The sequence below is a fragment of the Hyphobacterium sp. genome, assembly GCF_965229905.1.
Taxonomy (GTDB): domain Bacteria; phylum Pseudomonadota; class Alphaproteobacteria; order Caulobacterales; family Maricaulaceae; genus Hyphobacterium.
This window is the reverse complement of record NZ_OZ245930.1, coordinates 2,194,721-2,210,538: the sequence shown is the minus strand read 5'-3', so window position 1 is coordinate 2,210,538 and position 15,818 is coordinate 2,194,721. Positions and strand designations below refer to the sequence as shown.

Here is a 15,818-nt window from a genome sequence, read left to right as displayed (position 1 = left end):
TGGCGGGGATTAATCGGGTTCTATCTCCCGGCTTGCAGGGAGAGTTGTCCGAAGGACCGAGGTGACCAGCCGGTTGAAAAACTGGACGGCGATGGCGTCAGCGATAAGCGATGTATGCCCGCAAATAACTCTCGCGCCGCCTGTTTCCTGCTGCTTTTATGCAAGCATGTCTCGAATCTACTTTATGGCACTCATCGCGCTTGGACTAACGCTACTGGCTTCATCAGACCTGCCAGCCCAAGAGAACAAGGGAGATACCGAGGAGCAAGAGCAACAGAATTCGGAACAAATACTCACGGTTCCGACCCCCCTTCAGGTCGAGATTGTCGTGGAAGATGGCGAAGCAGAAGCCAGACAGGCGAGTGAGCAACGTGCCGATGGAAATCTTGTAGCGCAGCAGGGCATGAATGAAGCCACTCAGAGGATGGCGGATCTCGCCCTTTGGCAGACCGTTTTGATCGCCATCGGTACTACCGCTCTCTTATACACGCTCTGGCTGACACGACAGGCGAATAGAGCAGCCCAAGCTGCCGTTGATGTAACTCGAAGCATTGGAGAAGCCCAGACGCGCGCTTACCTCAGCTTTGATACTGTAAAACCTGTTTACATAAATCCCAAGGGTGATGTGATCACTTCGATTCTATTTCGCCCGCACATTATAAATACTGGGCAGACACCTGCGCATATTCGCGTTACTCGCAGCGCAGTTTCAATCGAGCCGGTGCGGCCAACTGAGATTGAAATTGAGGCCAATAGCACCCCACACGGAACCATTCGCGTCGGCGCGCAACGAACTATCTTTTTGCAGGGAGGAACTCTGCCGTGGGACGCTGTAAAGGAGGCTATTGAAAAGGGCTACTATATCATTCTGATCTGCGGGGTCGAATTCGAAGACGTTTTCTATAGATCGAGTGAGGCGCGCCGCACTGAGGATTTTGCAGTGCGTATTGTCTTTAACAAACACCTCACTGACGCCGAAAAACCTGTAGATGACCAACCATCTATCGAGTGGCATGACATGCAACTTGAAGTCACTATGACCAGCCCCACGACGGCGGCAGAAAACAGCTAACACCTTAATCACTTAATCGCCCACCGCGCGGCGGGTGCTCTTGCATGATTAGGCCCCATATAAAAGTAAGGGCGCGAGATCGCGAAGCTATGAATGGCCAGCGTGAGGGGTTCTGCTGGCGCCATCAAATATCCGCCATTCCGGGGGGCGCCGCAGGCGTAATCTCGGCACCCACGCTGAAAAGGCGACGATCCCGTAGAACTGGCCATGAAGAACATGCTCGGACCATTGAAGCTCATCTTCACTGGCTCGACACCCTATGGCCACATCATAGACAGTGCGCCAGCCTTTCGGCTGGTTTTGGGCTTCCTCAGCGCAATCCAGTCACTGATCTCGATCATCCTGCTCTTCCTCGCGGCCCTGGCCCTGCGCCGGCAGTTCCAGATCAATTAGCACCCATTTATTGGTGGGTGGCGCCAACACCGGCTTGGCGATTCTCCCTTCTTTCCCAGCACGGTCTTTCATCTTGCAACTGACTGACCGGTCAGTTATAAACGGCCCATGACCGTATCGACCAAGACCGCCCGCCGTCGACCGGATGAGCGTCCGGACGAGATTCTGACCGCCGCGCTGGAGGTCTTTTCCGAAAAGGGGTTTGGCGCCGCCCGGGTCGAGGACATCGCCAAACGCGCCGGCCTGTCAAAGGGCGCCGTCTATCTCTACTTCGAAAGCAAGGACGCGATGCTGAAGGCGCTGGTCGAGCAATCCGCGGGGCGTATCGCCAATGCCGCGTCCACGCTGTCCTTGATGGGCGCCAAGGACGATCCCGAAAAGGCCTATCGCGCGATCCTGAAAATGGCACTGACCGCCCTGTCCGATCCGGAGATTTCGGCCGCGCCGCGCCTGGTTCTCGGCGAAGCGGGCCGCTTTCCCGAACTGGCACAATTCTACCGCAAGCGGGTGATCGACGTTGGGCGCATGGCCATGGCCCATCTCATCCACACCGGCCGCAAGAACGGGCATTTCCGCAACGTGGCTGACGAGGCGGCGCTGCTCGCCTTCATCGGCCCGGCGGTCGCCCAGATGATGCTCTCGACCGTATTTCGGCTGGACGATGACCCCGAACTCGATCCCGGTGATCTAGCCGACGCCATCGCCGATATCGTCCTGAATGGCCTGAAACCGCGGAGCGCGAATGATGCGTAAAGCCCTGCTCCTCCTTCCGCTTCTGGCCGCCGCCTGCGGTGACGCACCGGACCCGCACTATCTCGGCTATGTAGAGGGCGATTACCGGCTGATCGCACCAGAAGTGTCCGGCCGGATCGAGACCATTGCGGTGGCCGAGGGCCAGCGCACCGAGGCCGGCGATGTCCTGTTCGAGCTCGATGCTTCCGTGGACCGCGAGCAATTGTCGGCCGCCCGCGCCCGGCTGGAAGCGGCCACGGCCCGCTTTGACGATGCCGCGGCGGGCGGGCGCGAACCGGAAATCGAAGCGGCGCGCGATCAGCTCATGGCCGCGCGCGCCAGCCAACAGGAAGCCGCCGAAAATCTGGCGCGCCAGCGCGAGCTTTTCGCCCAGGGAATTGTTCCCCGCGCGCGCCTCGACGAGGCGGAGGCCGCGGCAACGGCGGCCAATGCCCGTGTCGCGGAAATGCGCCAGCGGGTGACGCTTGCCTCCCTGCCCGCGCGCGAAAACCAGCTCCGCGCGCTGGCCGCCGAGATCGAAGCCGCGCAGTCCGAAGTCGATCGGATCGACCGTCACCTCGATCGATATACCGTCAATGCGCCGGCCGCTGGTCTCATCGAACGCCAGATCCGCTATGCAGGCGAGCTGGCCGGGCCCAACCAGCCGGTGTTGCGGCTGCTGCCGGACGGAGCGCTGCATGCGGTGGTCTTCATTCCCGAAGCGGAGATCGGCAACTGGTCACGCGGCGACACGCTTTCGGCAGATTGCGCATCCTGCGCGGTGGGACTGTCTGTCACGCTGACCCGGATTGACGCCGAACCGTCTTTCACGCCGCCCGTCATCTATTCCGAAGACCAGCGCGAGCGCCTCGTCTTTCGCGCGGAGGCGGCTTTCGACGGCACGCCGCCGCCCGCGGGCACACCGCTGACCTTGCGTCCGGACTGATCCGATGAGCGAAGTCGCGATCCGGGTCGAGGGCCTGACCAAGCGGTTCGGTGAAAAGACCGTCGTCGACAATTTCTCCATGACGGTTCCCAAGGGCGCGATCTACGGCTTCCTCGGACCGAACGGTTCGGGCAAGACCACGACGATCCGGCTGATGTGCGGCCTGTTGAAACCCGATGCCGGCGGCGGCGAGGCGCTGGGCCTCGACATCCGGACACAGCCCCGCGAGATCAAGTCGCGGGTCGGCTACATGACACAGAAATTTTCGCTTTATGGCGACCTGACGGTGCGCGAGAACCTCGACTTCATGGCGCGCTTGCACGCCTTGCCGAAGCCGAAGCACACGGTCGAGGCTGCGCTGCAAGAATATGGCCTCGCACCCCGTGCCGGGCAGATGGCGGACACGCTGTCCGGCGGTTGGAAACAGCGGCTAGCGCTGGCCGCCGCGTCTCTACACGCCCCGGGGCTGTTGCTGCTGGATGAACCGACGGCCGGCGTCGATCCGAAGGCGCGCCGTGATTTCTGGGACCGGATCCGCAAGCTGGCAAAGCAGGGAGTCACGGTGCTGGTCTCCACCCATTACATGGACGAGGCCGTCCAGTGCGATTTCATCGCCTACATCGCCTATGGCCGGAAACTGATCGATGCGCCGGCGGGCGAGATCGCAGAACGTGTCGGGCTGCATACCTGGCGCATTGAAGGCAGCGGGCTGCAACCCATCCAGGATGCGCTTGAGGGCGCCACGGGCGTCGAGCAGATCGCCCGCTTCGGCTCGGCCATGCACGTATCCGGAAAGGACGCCAACGCCTTGCGCCGCGCTGTGGAACCGTTCTCAGCAAGAGACGGCATTTCCGTCAGCGAAGCCAGGACCGGGCTGGAAGAAGCCTTCATTTATCTGATGACCGGGGCGGAGGACAATTTCTCATGAACGCCTCGCTCTCGCGCATCCTCGCCGTCGTGATGAAGGAATTCATCCAGATGCGGCGCGACCGGCTGACCTTCGCGATGATGATCGGCATACCGCTCGTGCAGCTGCTGCTGTTCGGCTACGCCATCAACACCGATCCGCGCCACCTCCCGACCCTTGTCGAACTGGGCGACGACGGACCGGCCGTCCGCGCCATTCTCGAAACCATGGAAAACTCCGACTATTTCGAGATCGAAGGCATGATCGGACCGGGCGAAGCAGACGCGGCGCTTCGAACCAATGAGGCCACATTCCTCCTCGTTGTCCCACCGGATTTCGAACGCGACCTGTTGCGCGGAGATCGGCCGGACATCCTGCTGGACATCGATGCCTCCGACCCTGTCGCAGCCGGCGCCGGCGCGGGCGCCTTTCCGCAGATCATCGCGCGCGCCCTGTCGGACTATGGCGCATCGGCCTCACCCGCCAATCCGGTCATCCACCGGCGCTACAATCCCGCCGGGGAGACGGCGATGAACATCGTGCCGGGATTGCTCGGCATCATTCTGACCATGACCATGGCAATGATGACCTCGATGGCCATAACCAAGGAAGCCGAACGCGGCACACTCGAAACGCTGCTCGCCACGCCAACCCGCCCCCTGGAGGTGATGGCGGGAAAGATTGCACCCTACATTCTTGTTGGCGCCCTGCAGGTCGGGCTGATGCTGCTCGCGGCGCGGTACCTGTTCGGTGTTCCCTTCTGGGGCGACCCGTGGGCCTTCGCTCTCGCCGTCGCGCTTTTCATCCTGGTCAACCTGTCGCTCGGCTTCCTGTTCTCGACGCTGGCCCGCAGCCAGATGCAGGCCATGCAGATGACCTTCTTCGTCTTTCTGCCGTCCATCCTGTTGTCCGGCTTCATGTTTCCCTTTTCCGGCATGCCGGCCTGGGCTCGATTCATCGGTGAAGCCATTCCGACCACGCATTTCATCCGCGCGGTGCGCGCGATCATGCTGAAAGATGCCGGGCTGGGAGATGTGGTGCCCGAGCTGTGGCCACTGGCAGTTCTCTTTGCGGTGATCGCCGCGCTGGCGCTCACCCGCTACCGGCGGACTCTGGACTAGGCGCCATCATCGAAGATCTGCTCGATCCGCTTGCCGAACAGCCGCGCGATTTTGAACGCCAGCGGCAATGATGGATCGTATTTGCCGTTCTCGATCGAGATGATGGTCTGCCGCGAGACGTCAAGGCGCTCGGCCAGCCCGGCCTGGCTCCAGCCCTTGTCGGCCCGCAGCGCCTTGAGATCGTTTTTCAAGTCTCGCCCCGATTCAAAACCGATAGTGCGATTGCATAGACGATGGCAAAGCTCGGCAGCAGCGTCCAGCCCGGCGGACTTGGCCATCCGCCCATCAGTTCGCCCAGCGTTCCCCAGGCAGCGATCGAAACGACGAGTGTGCCCGCCCCTATGGCGGAGGCTGTGATGTGTTGCGCGCGCTGACGTTCATCGCTTTTGACGATCATCCGCACGAACTCGCTGACCATGCCCACTAACAAGATCATCGGCACCGCTATCAGTGCACTTTTTGCCAGCAGGTTCTCCAGACTTGGCGCGACGTTAACGGCCAACACAAAGCTGAAGACATAACCGATAACCCAGAAACCATGCCACTGATCATAGCGCAGGCGAGAGCGCTCGGGCGTGGTCAACCTGGTGCGTCCCGCCATCAGCTCGCGGCGCATGCCTTCGGCCATGGCGACCATGCCAGCAAGCGTAGTGAATGCCGCAGCGGCCGTCCAAAGCGGCGCGCCCGAAGCAAAGGCGTGAGCCGCCCAAATCGAGCCGCCGACAAAGGCGACCAAGCCGGTCAAACGTAAACCGCTGCTAAGCGATGGGCTCATGCCAGATCGCGTTTCCTCATTGTGCTCCGGGCTTTCCATGGTTTGCTCCTCTCCTATGTCGCCCTGCCAGTCAGTCTTTTCCAGATTCGCGCCCGGTTCGCGAACAGCATCCAGCCGCCGACAATGACGAGCGCCAGATATAGCGCCGCCTCGCTTGAGGCAGCGCCGAACTCGCTTCCGGCATCAAATCCATCAACGGTCTCCGTCAAACTGCACCAACGGACGGCGTCGATAGGCACGCAATAGCGTGATTCCGGCAATGATAGCGCCAAGCGTGATGCCCAGTCGGACAATGTCCGCAGCAATGCCGTTCAGCGCTAACAGATGACTGACAGTGGCGTTCAATCCGAAAGCCGTCAGCGCTGTGAGAACGATGGTGGCGAACAGGCCGACAAGTGTGGACTTCCGGCCGGTCTTTTTGGGCGGGCAGGTCGTTCCATCACTCATCAGACTTCTCCTTGTTGGCCGGTGATGCGGTTCCAGAGACGCTGGCGGTTGGCGAATAACGTCCAGCCGCCGATGATCGCCAGCGCCCAGACCAGCACCTCGGTCGCCAGCGCGGCGATGGTGACGGCGATTGTGAATGCGACAATCGAGTCCGTCGAAAAGTATGTGATCACCACGCCGGTCCAGGCGCCGCCGAAGGCGAGGAAGGCAACCACCAGTGCGGCCTTTCGGATGAGTTTCGTCATGTCAGTCCTCCAAGGATTGGGATTGCGGCGGAGCCGCGGTGAGCGCCTCGAACGTGTAGGCATGGCCATTGGTCACGACGGTGTGCACGTCGCGCGCATGGTTCAGATCGTCGAGCGGGTTGGCATTGAGAAAGACCATGTCGGCTTCATGGCCGGCCGCCAGACGCCCGGTACCGGTCATCCCGATGCCCTCGGCGGAGGCAGATGTCGCGAGCCGCAAAATCTCCCAACGCTCAAGGCCGGCCGCTTCATGCTGCAACAACTCGAGCGCATAGTTCGGCGCGCCACCATTGCCGTCCGTACCGATCAACAAGGGCACACCGGCTGCGTGAAGCCTGCGGACGAATTCATAGACGTTTTCCTGTGCAGCTTCCGCACGGTGATAATCGTCATCCGTCCAGCCCATGCGGCCGAGATCGGCGAACTGCATCGCGGCGGCCAGCGTCGTGGGATGGAAATACTGCAGGTCGGATTCGGGCGTGAATTCCGCGAACGGGTCTTCGCTGTAGACAATGGCGTTGACGAGCAGTGTCAGGTCGACCTCGATCTGCCGCTCCGCCAAGGTGCCGATCAGCCGCTGCAGGATGGGCCCGTCGAAATCGGCGAGCTCGAACCAGCGATACATGAACCGCGTATCCGGACCGCGCGACGCGATGTATGCCTCGCGGTGCTCCGGCTCGATCAGTTCCGAACTTGTCGGCAACCCGTGCAACAGTGCGTCAATACCGAGATCGGCGGCCGTTTGCCAACTCACCTGGTCGAGATGCGCGATCGCCTCCATGCCATGCGCATGGGCGGCTTCGATACCCAGGGCCAGTTCTTCTTCTGTGAGCCCGTGATAGAGCTTGAAATAGCGCATGCCCAGGGCGGCCTGCCGTTCGGCTTCCGCCATCCAGGCCTCGCGGCCCTGCGGATAGGCAAAGGCATTGCCACCCATGGGCGGCGGCTGGATCACAGCCCCGGCATGCACCGCATCCGGACCCGCCCATTCACCGCTTGCAATGCGGGCGTCATAGTCGGCATTGGCTTCCGGATCGCCTCCCGGATTGCGCACCGAGGTGACGCCGAAGGCAAGCGCCATCCGTGCATGGTATTCGGTGATATGCGGAAAGCTCTCAATGCTGATGAGCGGTGCACCGTCAACCATCTGAAAACTGTGTGGACCGGCTGTGATGTGGGCATGGGCATCGACGAATCCGGGAAGTCCATAAGTACCGGTTAGATCGATCCTGTTTGCGAATTCTCCCGTTGGCACTTGGCCGGCGCCGATTTCGACGATGTTGCCGTCCGCGGCAACCACGTAGCTGTCGGGCGTAATGGTGCGGGCGTCAGGATCGAGCCGCGTAAATCCGAAATAGAGATCTTGGCCGGCGCGCGCCGGAGACTGCGCGTCGGCACACGCGTTCAGACCCGTCAGCAGGGCCGCGCTCGCGGCTGAGAGGAGGAAGTGGCGGTGCATGACAGCACTCCTTTGTTAAGTTACCTTGACATACATAATGACAAGCTCGCTTTACGTCAAGCGTCCTTTACTGCACGAGATGGATCAACAGGATTATCAGGCCTGGAACTGGTCTTTTTGCGAGGCCGGCGGCAAACTCAGAAGCGCGAGCCAGGAGTGATTTGCTGATGCCACGACTGATCCTTGTCCGCCACGCCAAGGCCGTTGACCGGATGGATGCGGACGATGATTTCGAACGCGGCCTGACGCCGCGTGGCCGTTATGATGCGGCCGACACCGCCGACGCACTGCATAATGCGCGTGTCAGCGTCAGCCTAGCGCTGGTCTCTCCCTCGCAGCGCACCCTGCAAACCTTCATCGCCATGCGTGATGTTCTTGGCAGCCCGGCCTTCGAGGATCCGATGGCGCTCTATCACGCCTCCCCGGACATGCTCCTGCGCGCGGCGACCGAAGCGCTGGAGCGCGCAGAAGCCGTGATGCTGGTGGGTCACAATCCCGGAATTGGCGTGCTGGCGCAGAACCTCGCCGAACGGGCCGGCCGCCTCCAGGACATGCCCGACGGCTATCCCACATCCGCAGCGACCGTCTTCTCTTCGGCGACACCCTCGCTTGAACACCCGACGCTCGACCTGATTGTCAACCCGAAAGCCTGAAAACAACCCTGATTCGCCAAATGCATTTTTTGTCGCTAAGGTTGCATTCTCATTTCGTCGGGGGTGGCGATGGATGGTGGGAATGCACTCACGCTGGCGGATCGCAGCCGAAGCATGCGCGCGGTCGAGCGGCTGGCGCCGCATCGATTGGCCGCTGATCTCGCGGACCGCGCCGCGAACCAGCTTACGCGTCTTCATCCCGATGCATCGGCGCGCTCGGGTGTCACCGCAAATCAGTGCCGGGCGGTGGGGTTGATAGCGGTTACCTCTGCGATTTGTGCTTTGGCGGACCCCGGCTCAGCATGGATCATCGTTCAGATGCTGGCGGCGGTCATTTTTGTGTTGCTGATCTTCATCCGGCTGATCGCGGCGATTTTGCCGCCGCGCTGGGCGCCGGTTGCGGAAGTGTCCGAAAGCGAATTGCCCGTGGTGACGATACTGGCTCCGGTTTTCCGGGAAACCGCCATTCTCGATCAACTGATGCGCGCCTTGGTTGCCATCGATTACCCACCACGCCTCCTGGACATCAAAATCGTCTTGGAAGCGGATGACCGGGACACCATCGCAGCAGCGCGGGAGTTGGCTTTTGACAGCCGTTTCGAGCTGATCCTTGTACCGCCGGGCACGCCGCGGACCAAGCCGCGAGCCCTGAACTACGCATTGCTGTTCGCCCGCGGCGACATCGTTACGATTTATGATGCGGAGGATGTGCCGCACCCCTCGCAGATCCGGTCCGCCGTAGGCGCATTCGCCGCCGCAGACGGCCTGCTCGGTTGCGTCCAGGCGCCGCTGAACTGGTATAATCACCAGCACAACGCGCTGACGCGGCAATTCGCGCTGGAATACGCCGTTCACTTTCATGCCGTCCTGCCCCTGCTAGCACGATGGGGCATCGCCTTGCCCTTGGGCGGAACGAGCAACCACATTCGGCGCAGCGCTTTAGACGCCGCCGGCGGCTGGGATGCGTGGAATGTGACCGAGGATGCCGATCTGGGATTCCGGCTGGCGGGGCTCGGATTCCGCTGCGACGTGATTGCACCGCCCACACTGGAAGAAGCGCCGGAAACGATCGGCCGCTGGACCGCGCAACGATCCCGATGGCTGAAGGGCTATCTGCAGACCATGGCCGTTCACCTGCGCCGTCCGCGGCAGCTCCCGCCGTCGGCCACGTTGGGTCTTTGTCTCACCCTGGGCGCGGCCATCATGTCGGCCGTGCTGCATATCCCCGCCGTGTTCTGGAGCCTGCTGCTGGCAATCGGCGGTGCGTCGGGGTCGCCTGGAGCCGCGCTAGGCTTGCTGGCATGCGGCTATGCCGCGAACATGGTGTGCTGTGCGGTTGCCATTCGGCGAGCCGGATTGCGCACGCGGGGAACAGACCTCTTGCGTTTGCCACTTTATTGGCCATTACAGACATTTGCCGCCATCATTGCGATGGCGGAATTGAAATTCCGGCCGTTCTTCTGGGCCAAAACCGAGCACGGCTTCAGCCGCGCCGAAGGACCGCAATGTCTCTCACCCTCACCATTATCCTCCAGGTCATCTCGATTGCGGCCTTCATCTTCTGCGCACTTCGCACACGCGGTGAACCGGACCCGGAAAAAGGTCCGCGCCTGATACCCTGGACCTTGCTTGCCATCACGCTGGGATTCTGGAACCTCCTGCTGGTGGCACACCTCCTTTCCTTTGTCGGTATTGAGACCGGCGGACGTTTTCGCGATCGCTTCGGTATCTGATGCCTGAACGTATATTCACTTGAAGTCCGTCCCGCCTGCGTCAAATACGACGGGGACAGGCCATGAACAGCGTTGTTCGTGGAAAGACCGGGGCGGTTCGGATGAATAGATGGTGGATCGGCGGCGCAATCGCCGTGATAGTCCTGATTGTGGCGGCCTGGTATGTGCTGGGCCGATCTGAACCGGCTGGTGAACTCACCATCGAATCCGAACCCGCCGAGATTGCCGACATCCGCCGGTCGGTCGCGGCAACCGGCTCGGTGCGCGCCCGGGTTACGGTCGAGGTCGGTTCGCAATTATCCGGCCAGATCGCAGAACTGAACGTCGATTTCAATTCGCCGGTTGAATCCGGCCAGGTGATTGCGCGGATCGACCCCCAAACCTTCGAAACACGTGTCAGCGAAGCAGAAGCCGCCGTCGCTACAGCTCAGGCACAAGTGTCGCTGCAACAGGCCGGACTGCAACGCGTCAACGCCAATCTCCGGGTTGCCGAAGAAGAATTCTCGCGGATTGAAAACCTGCGGGAACGCGGAATTGCCTCGGACGCCGCGTTCGAGGCGGCCGAAGCGGCGCTGGAATCGGCACGCTCCGAGCGCGCCGTGGCGCAAGCCCAGATTCAGAATGCCCGCGCCACGCTCCAGCAACGCGAGGCCACGCTCGCCGGCGCGCGGATCGATCTGGAGCGCACGGTGATCCGATCGCCGATCGATGGCGTCGTCATCAACCGCGCCGTCGATATCGGGCAAACCGTTGCCGCAAGCCTTTCGGCTCCGGTTCTCTTCACGATCGCCCAGGACTTGTCCGTCATCCAGATCGACGCCCAGGTCGATGAGAGCGATATCGGTCAGATCCGCGAAAACCAGCGCGCCACATTCAGCGTCGATGCCTTCCCCGGTCAGGAATATGAGGGCCGCGTTGATCAGGTGCGGCTCGCGGCGACGAACCAGGCGAATGTCGTCACCTACACTGTCGTAATCACCGCGGAAAACCCCGGACAACGCTTATTGCCGGGTATGACGGCCAATATCGACATTGTCACAGGCCAGCGCGACGATGTGCTGACCGTTCCCAACAGCGCCTTGCGTTTTCGCCCGTCCGGAGCACTGGAATCCATCGCGCAACCGGCTCCCGCACCGGAAGCGGGTCGAGGTCAACGGGGCGGGCCCGGTGGACGCAGCGGTGGTGGCATGATGGACAGGCTCGCCAGCGAATTGGACCTCACCGACAGCCAGCGTCAGGATGCGCAGCAAGCCATCCGCACCGCCTTTTCGCAAATGCAAAGTCAGATGCAGGCCGGCGGGCAGCGCCCGGACCGCGCTGCGATGAATCAGTTGATGGCGAATGCGCTGCGCGGCGTTCTTACCCCGGAACAAATGGCCCGATACCGGGAAATGCAGGCCGAGAACGCAGAATCGCGGCCCGCCAGCGTCTGGATCGAGACCGGGGACGGCAGGCTCGAAGAGCGCCGATTGCGGATCGGCGTCGGCGATAGCCGGCGAACCGAGGTTCTGGCTGGTCAACTTGAAGAAGGCGAAGCGGTCGTGACCCGCGCGCGCATGTCTGCCGGATGAGTGAAACGCTGATCCGCTGCCGTGACCTGACTCGCGTATACGCGATGGGCGATAATGTCGTGAACGCCCTTCGCGGCGTCACCGCCGACATCGAGCGCGGAGATTACGTCGCCATCATGGGCCCGTCCGGATCGGGGAAGTCGACCTTCATGAACATGGTCGGCGCGCTCGACCGTCCGACGTCCGGCACGCTGGAAATCGACGGCCAGAGGCTGGAAGGGCTGAAACCGGATGAGCTCGCCGCCTTTCGCGGCCAGCGCGTCGGTTTTGTCTTCCAGCAATTCAACTTGCTGCCGCGAACCAGCGCCGTTGAAAACGCGGCCCTGCCTTTGATCTACTCCGGACTGGCCGCCGCTGAACGGCGAGAACGGGCGCAAGCCCGGCTCAAACAGGTCGGACTCGGAGACCGGATGGGACACCATCCCTCACAGCTGTCGGGCGGACAGCAACAACGTGTCGCCATTGCGCGAGCGCTTGTGAATGATCCGGCAATCCTGCTGGCCGATGAGCCCACAGGCGCGCTCGACACCCAGACGTCCGAGGAGATCCTGTCAATCTTCGACCGGTTGAACCGCGACGGCATGACGATCATTCTGGTCACACACGAGGCCGAAGTCGCCAACCACGCCCGGCGGCAGATCCTGTTTCGGGACGGCCGGATCGTGGAGGACCGTCAATGAACCTGTTTTCAGCCATCCGCGTCGCCCTGATCGCCTTGCGCGTAAACGCCCTGCGCTCCGCCCTCGCCATGCTCGGTGTGGTCATCGGGGTTGCCGCGGTCATCGCCATGGTGTCCGTCACCGACGGGGCCAAGCAGGCCATGGAAGAGCGGATCGCCTCGTTCGGCGCCAATCTTTTGATTATCCGGCCGGGATCGAGTGCCTTTGGTGGCCGCCGCGGCGGCGCTGGAACCGCGACCTTCCTCAACGACGAGGATGTGGAAGCGCTCGCGAATGAAATCGACGGCGTGACCGGCGTGTCCGGAGAGATTTCCGGCAATACGGCGTTGGTGGTTGAAGGCGATAACTGGACCACGCGCGTACAAGGCGTGCATGCCGCCTATTTCGAAACGCGTGACTGGTTCCCGCAAAGCGGCCGCCCCTTCTATGCCGAGGAGGTCGAGTCCGGCGCTCGCGTCATCGTGCTGGGGCAAACCGTGGTCAACGAATTGTTTGGCGCCTCCGATCCGATCGGCCAGATCGTGCGCGTCGGGTCGACGCCGATGGAAGTCATCGGCGTGATGAGCGAAAAGGGCCAGTCCAGTTGGGGAACGGATCAGGACGATACCGTTTTCGTGCCGGTTTCGACCGCCCGCGACCGCATCCTGGGATACCAGCTTGGCGTCCGCGATCCGGTGTTCACCATCTATGCTGAAATTTCGCCAGCCGCAGACCCGGAGATCGTCACCGCCGACATTGAGGATCTGATGCGGATCCGCCGCAACATCCAGCCCGGCGCGGAAGACGATTTCGATGTCCGCAATCTGGGAGAATTCATCCGCGCGCGAAACGAAACCGAAAATCAGCTCGGCCTGCTATTGGCCGCCGCCGCCGTAATCTCGCTCCTCGTTGGCGGTATTGGCATCATGAATATCATGTTGGTCTCGACCACTGAAAGGACACGCGAAATCGGACTGCGCCTGGCCGTTGGGGCCAAGCGCAGTGACATCCGTAACCAGTTCCTGATCGAGAGCGTCGTGCTTTGCTTCACCGGCGGCCTGATCGGACTGGCCATCGGCATCGGCGCTGCCGCCTATATCGACTCGCTGGACCAGTTCCCGATCCAGATCCAGCCGACGGTCGCCCTGATCGCCATCGGCGCTTCGGCTTTCGTCGGCGTGTTTTTCGGATTTTATCCCGCCCATCGCGCGTCAAGGCTTGATCCCATCGAGGCATTGCGGTTCGAATAAGCTGCTCAATCGGGGGATGGTCGAATGGCAAGAGTTCTGATCACCGGCATCAGCGGCTTCATCGCCAAGCATGTAGCACTTCAATTGCTGCAGGCCGGTCATGATGTCGTCGGCACGGTTCGCGACGCGTCAAAAGCCGGTCCGGTCAAGGACACGCTGGTGCGCCATGGCGCCGATCACAGCAAGATCAGTTTCGTGGAAGCCGATCTCACGGACGATGCCGGATGGGGCGAGGCAGTGGCCGGTTGCGACTATGTCCAGCATCTCGCTTCGCCCTTTCCTTTGGAACAGCCGCGCGATCGCGAAGCGCTCGTGCCCGCTGCGCGCGAAGGCGTTCTGCGCGTCACCACGGCGGCTCTCGATGCAGGCGTAAAACGGATTGTTGTGACCTCTTCGCTGGCGGCGGTGATGTATCACCCGAAATTCAAAGGCAATTTCGAAGCCGGCCCGGACGACTGGTCGGATCCGGAATGGTCTGCAATTTCTCCCTACATCGTTTCGAAAACAAGGGCGGAACAGGCGCTCTGGAAACTGCTCGACGAACGCGGCGCGCGCGACCGGGCCACCGTCATTAATCCCGGCCTTGTGCTCGGCCCGGCTTTGGATGAGCGCATCGGCACCTCGCTCTCTGTCGTCGAATTGTTGATGAAAGCCGCTTATCCGGCGTCGCCGCCGATCTGCTTCCCGACCGTCGATGTCCGCGATCTGGCAGCGCTTCACGTCGCGGCAATGGACTCACCTAACACGGCAGGTCTGCGCTTGCTGGCAGCCGCCGATACCGTCTCCATGAGGGAAACCGCGTTGATTTTGCGCGAAGCCTTCCCGGCCTTCAAAAAGAAGATACCGACCGGCGAACTGCCGGCCTGGCTGGTCCGCTTCCTGGCCTTTTTCGATCGCTCACTGCGTTCGGTTACGTCCGATCTCGGGCGCCGCCGAAACGCCAAAACCGCTTACGTCACGGAAAAGACGGGAATCGCCTTCCGTCCCGCGCGCGAAGCCGTGATCGCGGCGGCGGAATCGCTCATCGAATACGGGATCGTCGAACCGCCGCGCTAGCCCGCGCCGTTCATCAATGCGTAGAGATCACGCAGGCCGTCGAACGCAATCATGACGCCGACCGAGATCACGACACCGGAAAAGACATAGTTGAGCGCCTGTTTCTTTTCCGAGAGCGCTTGCGAAGCCCAACTGCCGGCAATGCCGCCCAAAGCGCCGCCGAGAATGAACAGGATCGCGACGCGCCAGACGACAAGGCCCGACAACGCGTAGCTGGCTGCGGTTGCGCTGCCAAACGCGGTAACCGACACCAGCGAAGAGCCGATCGCATTGATCAGTGGCATGGCGGTCGAAACGATCAGGCCCGGCACGATCAGGAAACCGCCGCCAATGCCGAAAAAGCCTGACAAGCCGCCAACGGCAAAGCCCGACGCTGCCAGCCGCGGCACCAGGCGCCAGGTCAGGCGGACTTCCGTATTGCCGCCGCTGCGTTTTCGAAGCATCAGCAGCCCGACCGCTATCATCAGCACGCCGAACAGGCCGAGCAGCAATTCGCCATCCACCCGCTTTCCGATCGCGGCGCCGGCAAATGCGCCCGCCACGCCGGCTGCGGCAAATACCAGCGCGCATTGCCAACGCACATTGCCCGCCCGGGCATGGGTCATGAGATTGAACAACGCGCTCGCGGCGACGGCGAGCGCACCGGTTCCGATCGCCAGGTGTTCACTGCCCACGCGCACGACGTAGAAGAGCAGCGGCACGGCAAGGATCGAACCGCCGCCGCCGATCAGGCCGAGAATGAAGCCGACAAGGCTTCCGGACATGACCGAGAGCAGGTCCTGCAGCATGGGCTATCGCA

The 15,818-nt window shown here is 61.9% G+C and carries 18 protein-coding genes; 12 read left to right on the top strand and 6 right to left on the bottom strand.

Annotation, left to right across the window (positions count from 1 at the left end; translation table 11 throughout):
• The first annotated feature begins 61 nt into the window (after positions 1 to 61).
• The 6 genes from ACO08C_RS11000 to ACO08C_RS10975 all read left to right on the top strand — a co-directional run bounded on the left by ACO08C_RS11000 (position 62) and on the right by ACO08C_RS10975 (position 5,171).
• Complete coding sequence (locus ACO08C_RS11000; RefSeq protein WP_421785595.1) at positions 62 to 1,072, top strand: hypothetical protein; 1,011 nt, start codon at positions 62 to 64, stop codon at positions 1,070 to 1,072.
• 207 nt (positions 1,073 to 1,279) lie between these two features.
• Positions 1,280 to 1,465 carry a hypothetical protein gene (locus tag ACO08C_RS10995; protein WP_421785594.1) on the top strand — a complete coding sequence of 62 codons (186 nt, stop codon included), beginning with the start codon at positions 1,280 to 1,282 and terminating at the stop codon, positions 1,463 to 1,465.
• Positions 1,466 to 1,573: 108 nt separating this feature from the next.
• On the top strand, positions 1,574 to 2,218 hold the full coding sequence (locus tag ACO08C_RS10990) for a TetR/AcrR family transcriptional regulator (RefSeq protein WP_421785593.1): 645 nt from the start codon (positions 1,574 to 1,576) through the stop codon (positions 2,216 to 2,218).
• Positions 2,208 to 3,143, top strand: coding sequence for an HlyD family secretion protein (locus ACO08C_RS10985; protein WP_421785592.1), 936 nt, complete (start codon positions 2,208 to 2,210; stop codon positions 3,141 to 3,143). The genes ACO08C_RS10990 and ACO08C_RS10985 overlap by 11 nt, the downstream gene beginning before the upstream one ends.
• A 4-nt stretch (positions 3,144 to 3,147) precedes the next feature.
• Complete coding sequence (locus ACO08C_RS10980; protein WP_421785591.1) at positions 3,148 to 4,071, top strand: ABC transporter ATP-binding protein; 924 nt, start codon at positions 3,148 to 3,150, stop codon at positions 4,069 to 4,071.
• Entirely contained in the window at positions 4,068 to 5,171 is a 1,104-nt protein-coding gene (locus ACO08C_RS10975) for an ABC transporter permease (protein WP_421785590.1), read from the top strand. The genes ACO08C_RS10980 and ACO08C_RS10975 overlap by 4 nt, the downstream gene beginning before the upstream one ends.
• On the opposite strand, the gene ACO08C_RS10970 is transcribed toward ACO08C_RS10975, so the two are convergent.
• From ACO08C_RS10970 to ACO08C_RS10950, 5 genes are all read right to left on the bottom strand, one after another.
• The gene (locus tag ACO08C_RS10970; RefSeq protein ID WP_421785589.1) at positions 5,168 to 5,362 is read right to left on the bottom strand and encodes a helix-turn-helix transcriptional regulator; all 195 of its coding nucleotides are present in this window, start codon (positions 5,360 to 5,362) and stop codon (positions 5,168 to 5,170) included. The two genes, ACO08C_RS10975 and ACO08C_RS10970, sit on opposite strands and share 4 nt — an antisense overlap.
• Positions 5,359 to 5,985 (bottom strand): hypothetical protein, encoded by a 627-nt coding sequence (locus tag ACO08C_RS10965; RefSeq protein WP_421785588.1) that lies wholly within the window; start codon positions 5,983 to 5,985, stop codon positions 5,359 to 5,361. The genes ACO08C_RS10970 and ACO08C_RS10965 overlap by 4 nt, the downstream gene beginning before the upstream one ends.
• A gap of 153 nt (positions 5,986 to 6,138) precedes the next feature.
• Positions 6,139 to 6,393 (bottom strand): hypothetical protein, encoded by a 255-nt coding sequence (locus tag ACO08C_RS10960; protein ID WP_421785587.1) that lies wholly within the window; start codon positions 6,391 to 6,393, stop codon positions 6,139 to 6,141.
• A complete protein-coding gene (locus ACO08C_RS10955) occupies positions 6,393 to 6,638 on the bottom strand; it encodes a hypothetical protein (RefSeq protein ID WP_421785586.1) in 246 nt (81 codons plus the stop codon). The genes ACO08C_RS10960 and ACO08C_RS10955 overlap by 1 nt, the downstream gene beginning before the upstream one ends.
• Position 6,639: 1 nt before the next feature.
• Entirely contained in the window at positions 6,640 to 8,097 is a 1,458-nt protein-coding gene (locus ACO08C_RS10950) for an amidohydrolase family protein (RefSeq protein ID WP_421785585.1), read from the bottom strand.
• 167 nt (positions 8,098 to 8,264) lie between these two features.
• On the opposite strand from ACO08C_RS10950, the gene ACO08C_RS10945 reads away from it, so the two are divergent.
• The 6 genes from ACO08C_RS10945 to ACO08C_RS10920 all read left to right on the top strand — a co-directional run bounded on the left by ACO08C_RS10945 (position 8,265) and on the right by ACO08C_RS10920 (position 15,019).
• Positions 8,265 to 8,750 carry a SixA phosphatase family protein gene (locus ACO08C_RS10945; protein WP_421785584.1) on the top strand — a complete coding sequence of 162 codons (486 nt, stop codon included), beginning with the start codon at positions 8,265 to 8,267 and terminating at the stop codon, positions 8,748 to 8,750.
• A gap of 114 nt (positions 8,751 to 8,864) precedes the next feature.
• On the top strand, positions 8,865 to 10,364 hold the full coding sequence (locus ACO08C_RS10940; RefSeq protein WP_421785583.1) for a glycosyltransferase: 1,500 nt from the start codon (positions 8,865 to 8,867) through the stop codon (positions 10,362 to 10,364).
• A 181-nt stretch (positions 10,365 to 10,545) separates the two neighbouring features.
• Positions 10,546 to 12,054, top strand: a complete 1,509-nt coding sequence (locus tag ACO08C_RS10935) for an efflux RND transporter periplasmic adaptor subunit (RefSeq protein WP_421785582.1) — start codon at positions 10,546 to 10,548, stop codon at positions 12,052 to 12,054.
• On the top strand, positions 12,051 to 12,734 hold the full coding sequence (locus ACO08C_RS10930) for an ABC transporter ATP-binding protein (RefSeq protein WP_421785581.1): 684 nt from the start codon (positions 12,051 to 12,053) through the stop codon (positions 12,732 to 12,734). Before ACO08C_RS10935 ends, ACO08C_RS10930 begins: the two co-directional genes overlap by 4 nt.
• Complete coding sequence (locus ACO08C_RS10925) at positions 12,731 to 13,963, top strand: ABC transporter permease (RefSeq protein WP_421785580.1); 1,233 nt, start codon at positions 12,731 to 12,733, stop codon at positions 13,961 to 13,963. The genes ACO08C_RS10930 and ACO08C_RS10925 overlap by 4 nt, the downstream gene beginning before the upstream one ends.
• A gap of 24 nt (positions 13,964 to 13,987) precedes the next feature.
• Positions 13,988 to 15,019 carry an NAD-dependent epimerase/dehydratase family protein gene (locus tag ACO08C_RS10920; protein ID WP_421785579.1) on the top strand — a complete coding sequence of 344 codons (1,032 nt, stop codon included), beginning with the start codon at positions 13,988 to 13,990 and terminating at the stop codon, positions 15,017 to 15,019.
• Here ACO08C_RS10920 and ACO08C_RS10915 read toward each other — a convergent pair.
• Positions 15,016 to 15,807, bottom strand: coding sequence for a sulfite exporter TauE/SafE family protein (locus ACO08C_RS10915; RefSeq protein WP_421785578.1), 792 nt, complete (start codon positions 15,805 to 15,807; stop codon positions 15,016 to 15,018). The two genes, ACO08C_RS10920 and ACO08C_RS10915, sit on opposite strands and share 4 nt — an antisense overlap.
• Positions 15,808 to 15,818 lie beyond the last annotated feature (11 nt).

Excerpts from the sequence above, each read along its gene's own strand:
- ACO08C_RS10985 (WP_421785592.1), top strand. The coding sequence starts at position 2,208 with ATGATGCGTAAAGCCCTGCTCCTCCTTCCGCTTCTGGCCGCCGCCTGC.
- ACO08C_RS10990 (WP_421785593.1), top strand. The coding sequence starts at position 1,574 with ATGACCGTATCGACCAAGACCGCCCGCCGTCGACCGGATGAGCGTCCG.
- ACO08C_RS10955 (WP_421785586.1), bottom strand. The coding sequence starts at position 6,638 with ATGACGAAACTCATCCGAAAGGCCGCACTGGTGGTTGCCTTCCTCGCC.
- ACO08C_RS10945 (WP_421785584.1), top strand. The coding sequence starts at position 8,265 with ATGCCACGACTGATCCTTGTCCGCCACGCCAAGGCCGTTGACCGGATG.
- ACO08C_RS10915 (WP_421785578.1), bottom strand. The coding sequence starts at position 15,807 with ATGCTGCAGGACCTGCTCTCGGTCATGTCCGGAAGCCTTGTCGGCTTC.
- ACO08C_RS10965 (WP_421785588.1), bottom strand. The coding sequence starts at position 5,985 with ATGGAAAGCCCGGAGCACAATGAGGAAACGCGATCTGGCATGAGCCCA.
- ACO08C_RS10995 (WP_421785594.1), top strand. The coding sequence starts at position 1,280 with ATGAAGAACATGCTCGGACCATTGAAGCTCATCTTCACTGGCTCGACA.
- ACO08C_RS10940 (WP_421785583.1), top strand. The coding sequence starts at position 8,865 with ATGCGCGCGGTCGAGCGGCTGGCGCCGCATCGATTGGCCGCTGATCTC.
- ACO08C_RS10925 (WP_421785580.1), top strand. The coding sequence starts at position 12,731 with ATGAACCTGTTTTCAGCCATCCGCGTCGCCCTGATCGCCTTGCGCGTA.
- ACO08C_RS10930 (WP_421785581.1), top strand. The coding sequence starts at position 12,051 with ATGAGTGAAACGCTGATCCGCTGCCGTGACCTGACTCGCGTATACGCG.
- ACO08C_RS10980 (WP_421785591.1), top strand. The coding sequence starts at position 3,148 with ATGAGCGAAGTCGCGATCCGGGTCGAGGGCCTGACCAAGCGGTTCGGT.
- ACO08C_RS10950 (WP_421785585.1), bottom strand. The coding sequence starts at position 8,097 with ATGCACCGCCACTTCCTCCTCTCAGCCGCGAGCGCGGCCCTGCTGACG.
- ACO08C_RS10920 (WP_421785579.1), top strand. The coding sequence starts at position 13,988 with ATGGCAAGAGTTCTGATCACCGGCATCAGCGGCTTCATCGCCAAGCAT.
- ACO08C_RS10975 (WP_421785590.1), top strand. The coding sequence starts at position 4,068 with ATGAACGCCTCGCTCTCGCGCATCCTCGCCGTCGTGATGAAGGAATTC.
- ACO08C_RS10960 (WP_421785587.1), bottom strand. The coding sequence starts at position 6,393 with ATGAGTGATGGAACGACCTGCCCGCCCAAAAAGACCGGCCGGAAGTCC.
- ACO08C_RS10935 (WP_421785582.1), top strand. The coding sequence starts at position 10,546 with ATGAACAGCGTTGTTCGTGGAAAGACCGGGGCGGTTCGGATGAATAGA.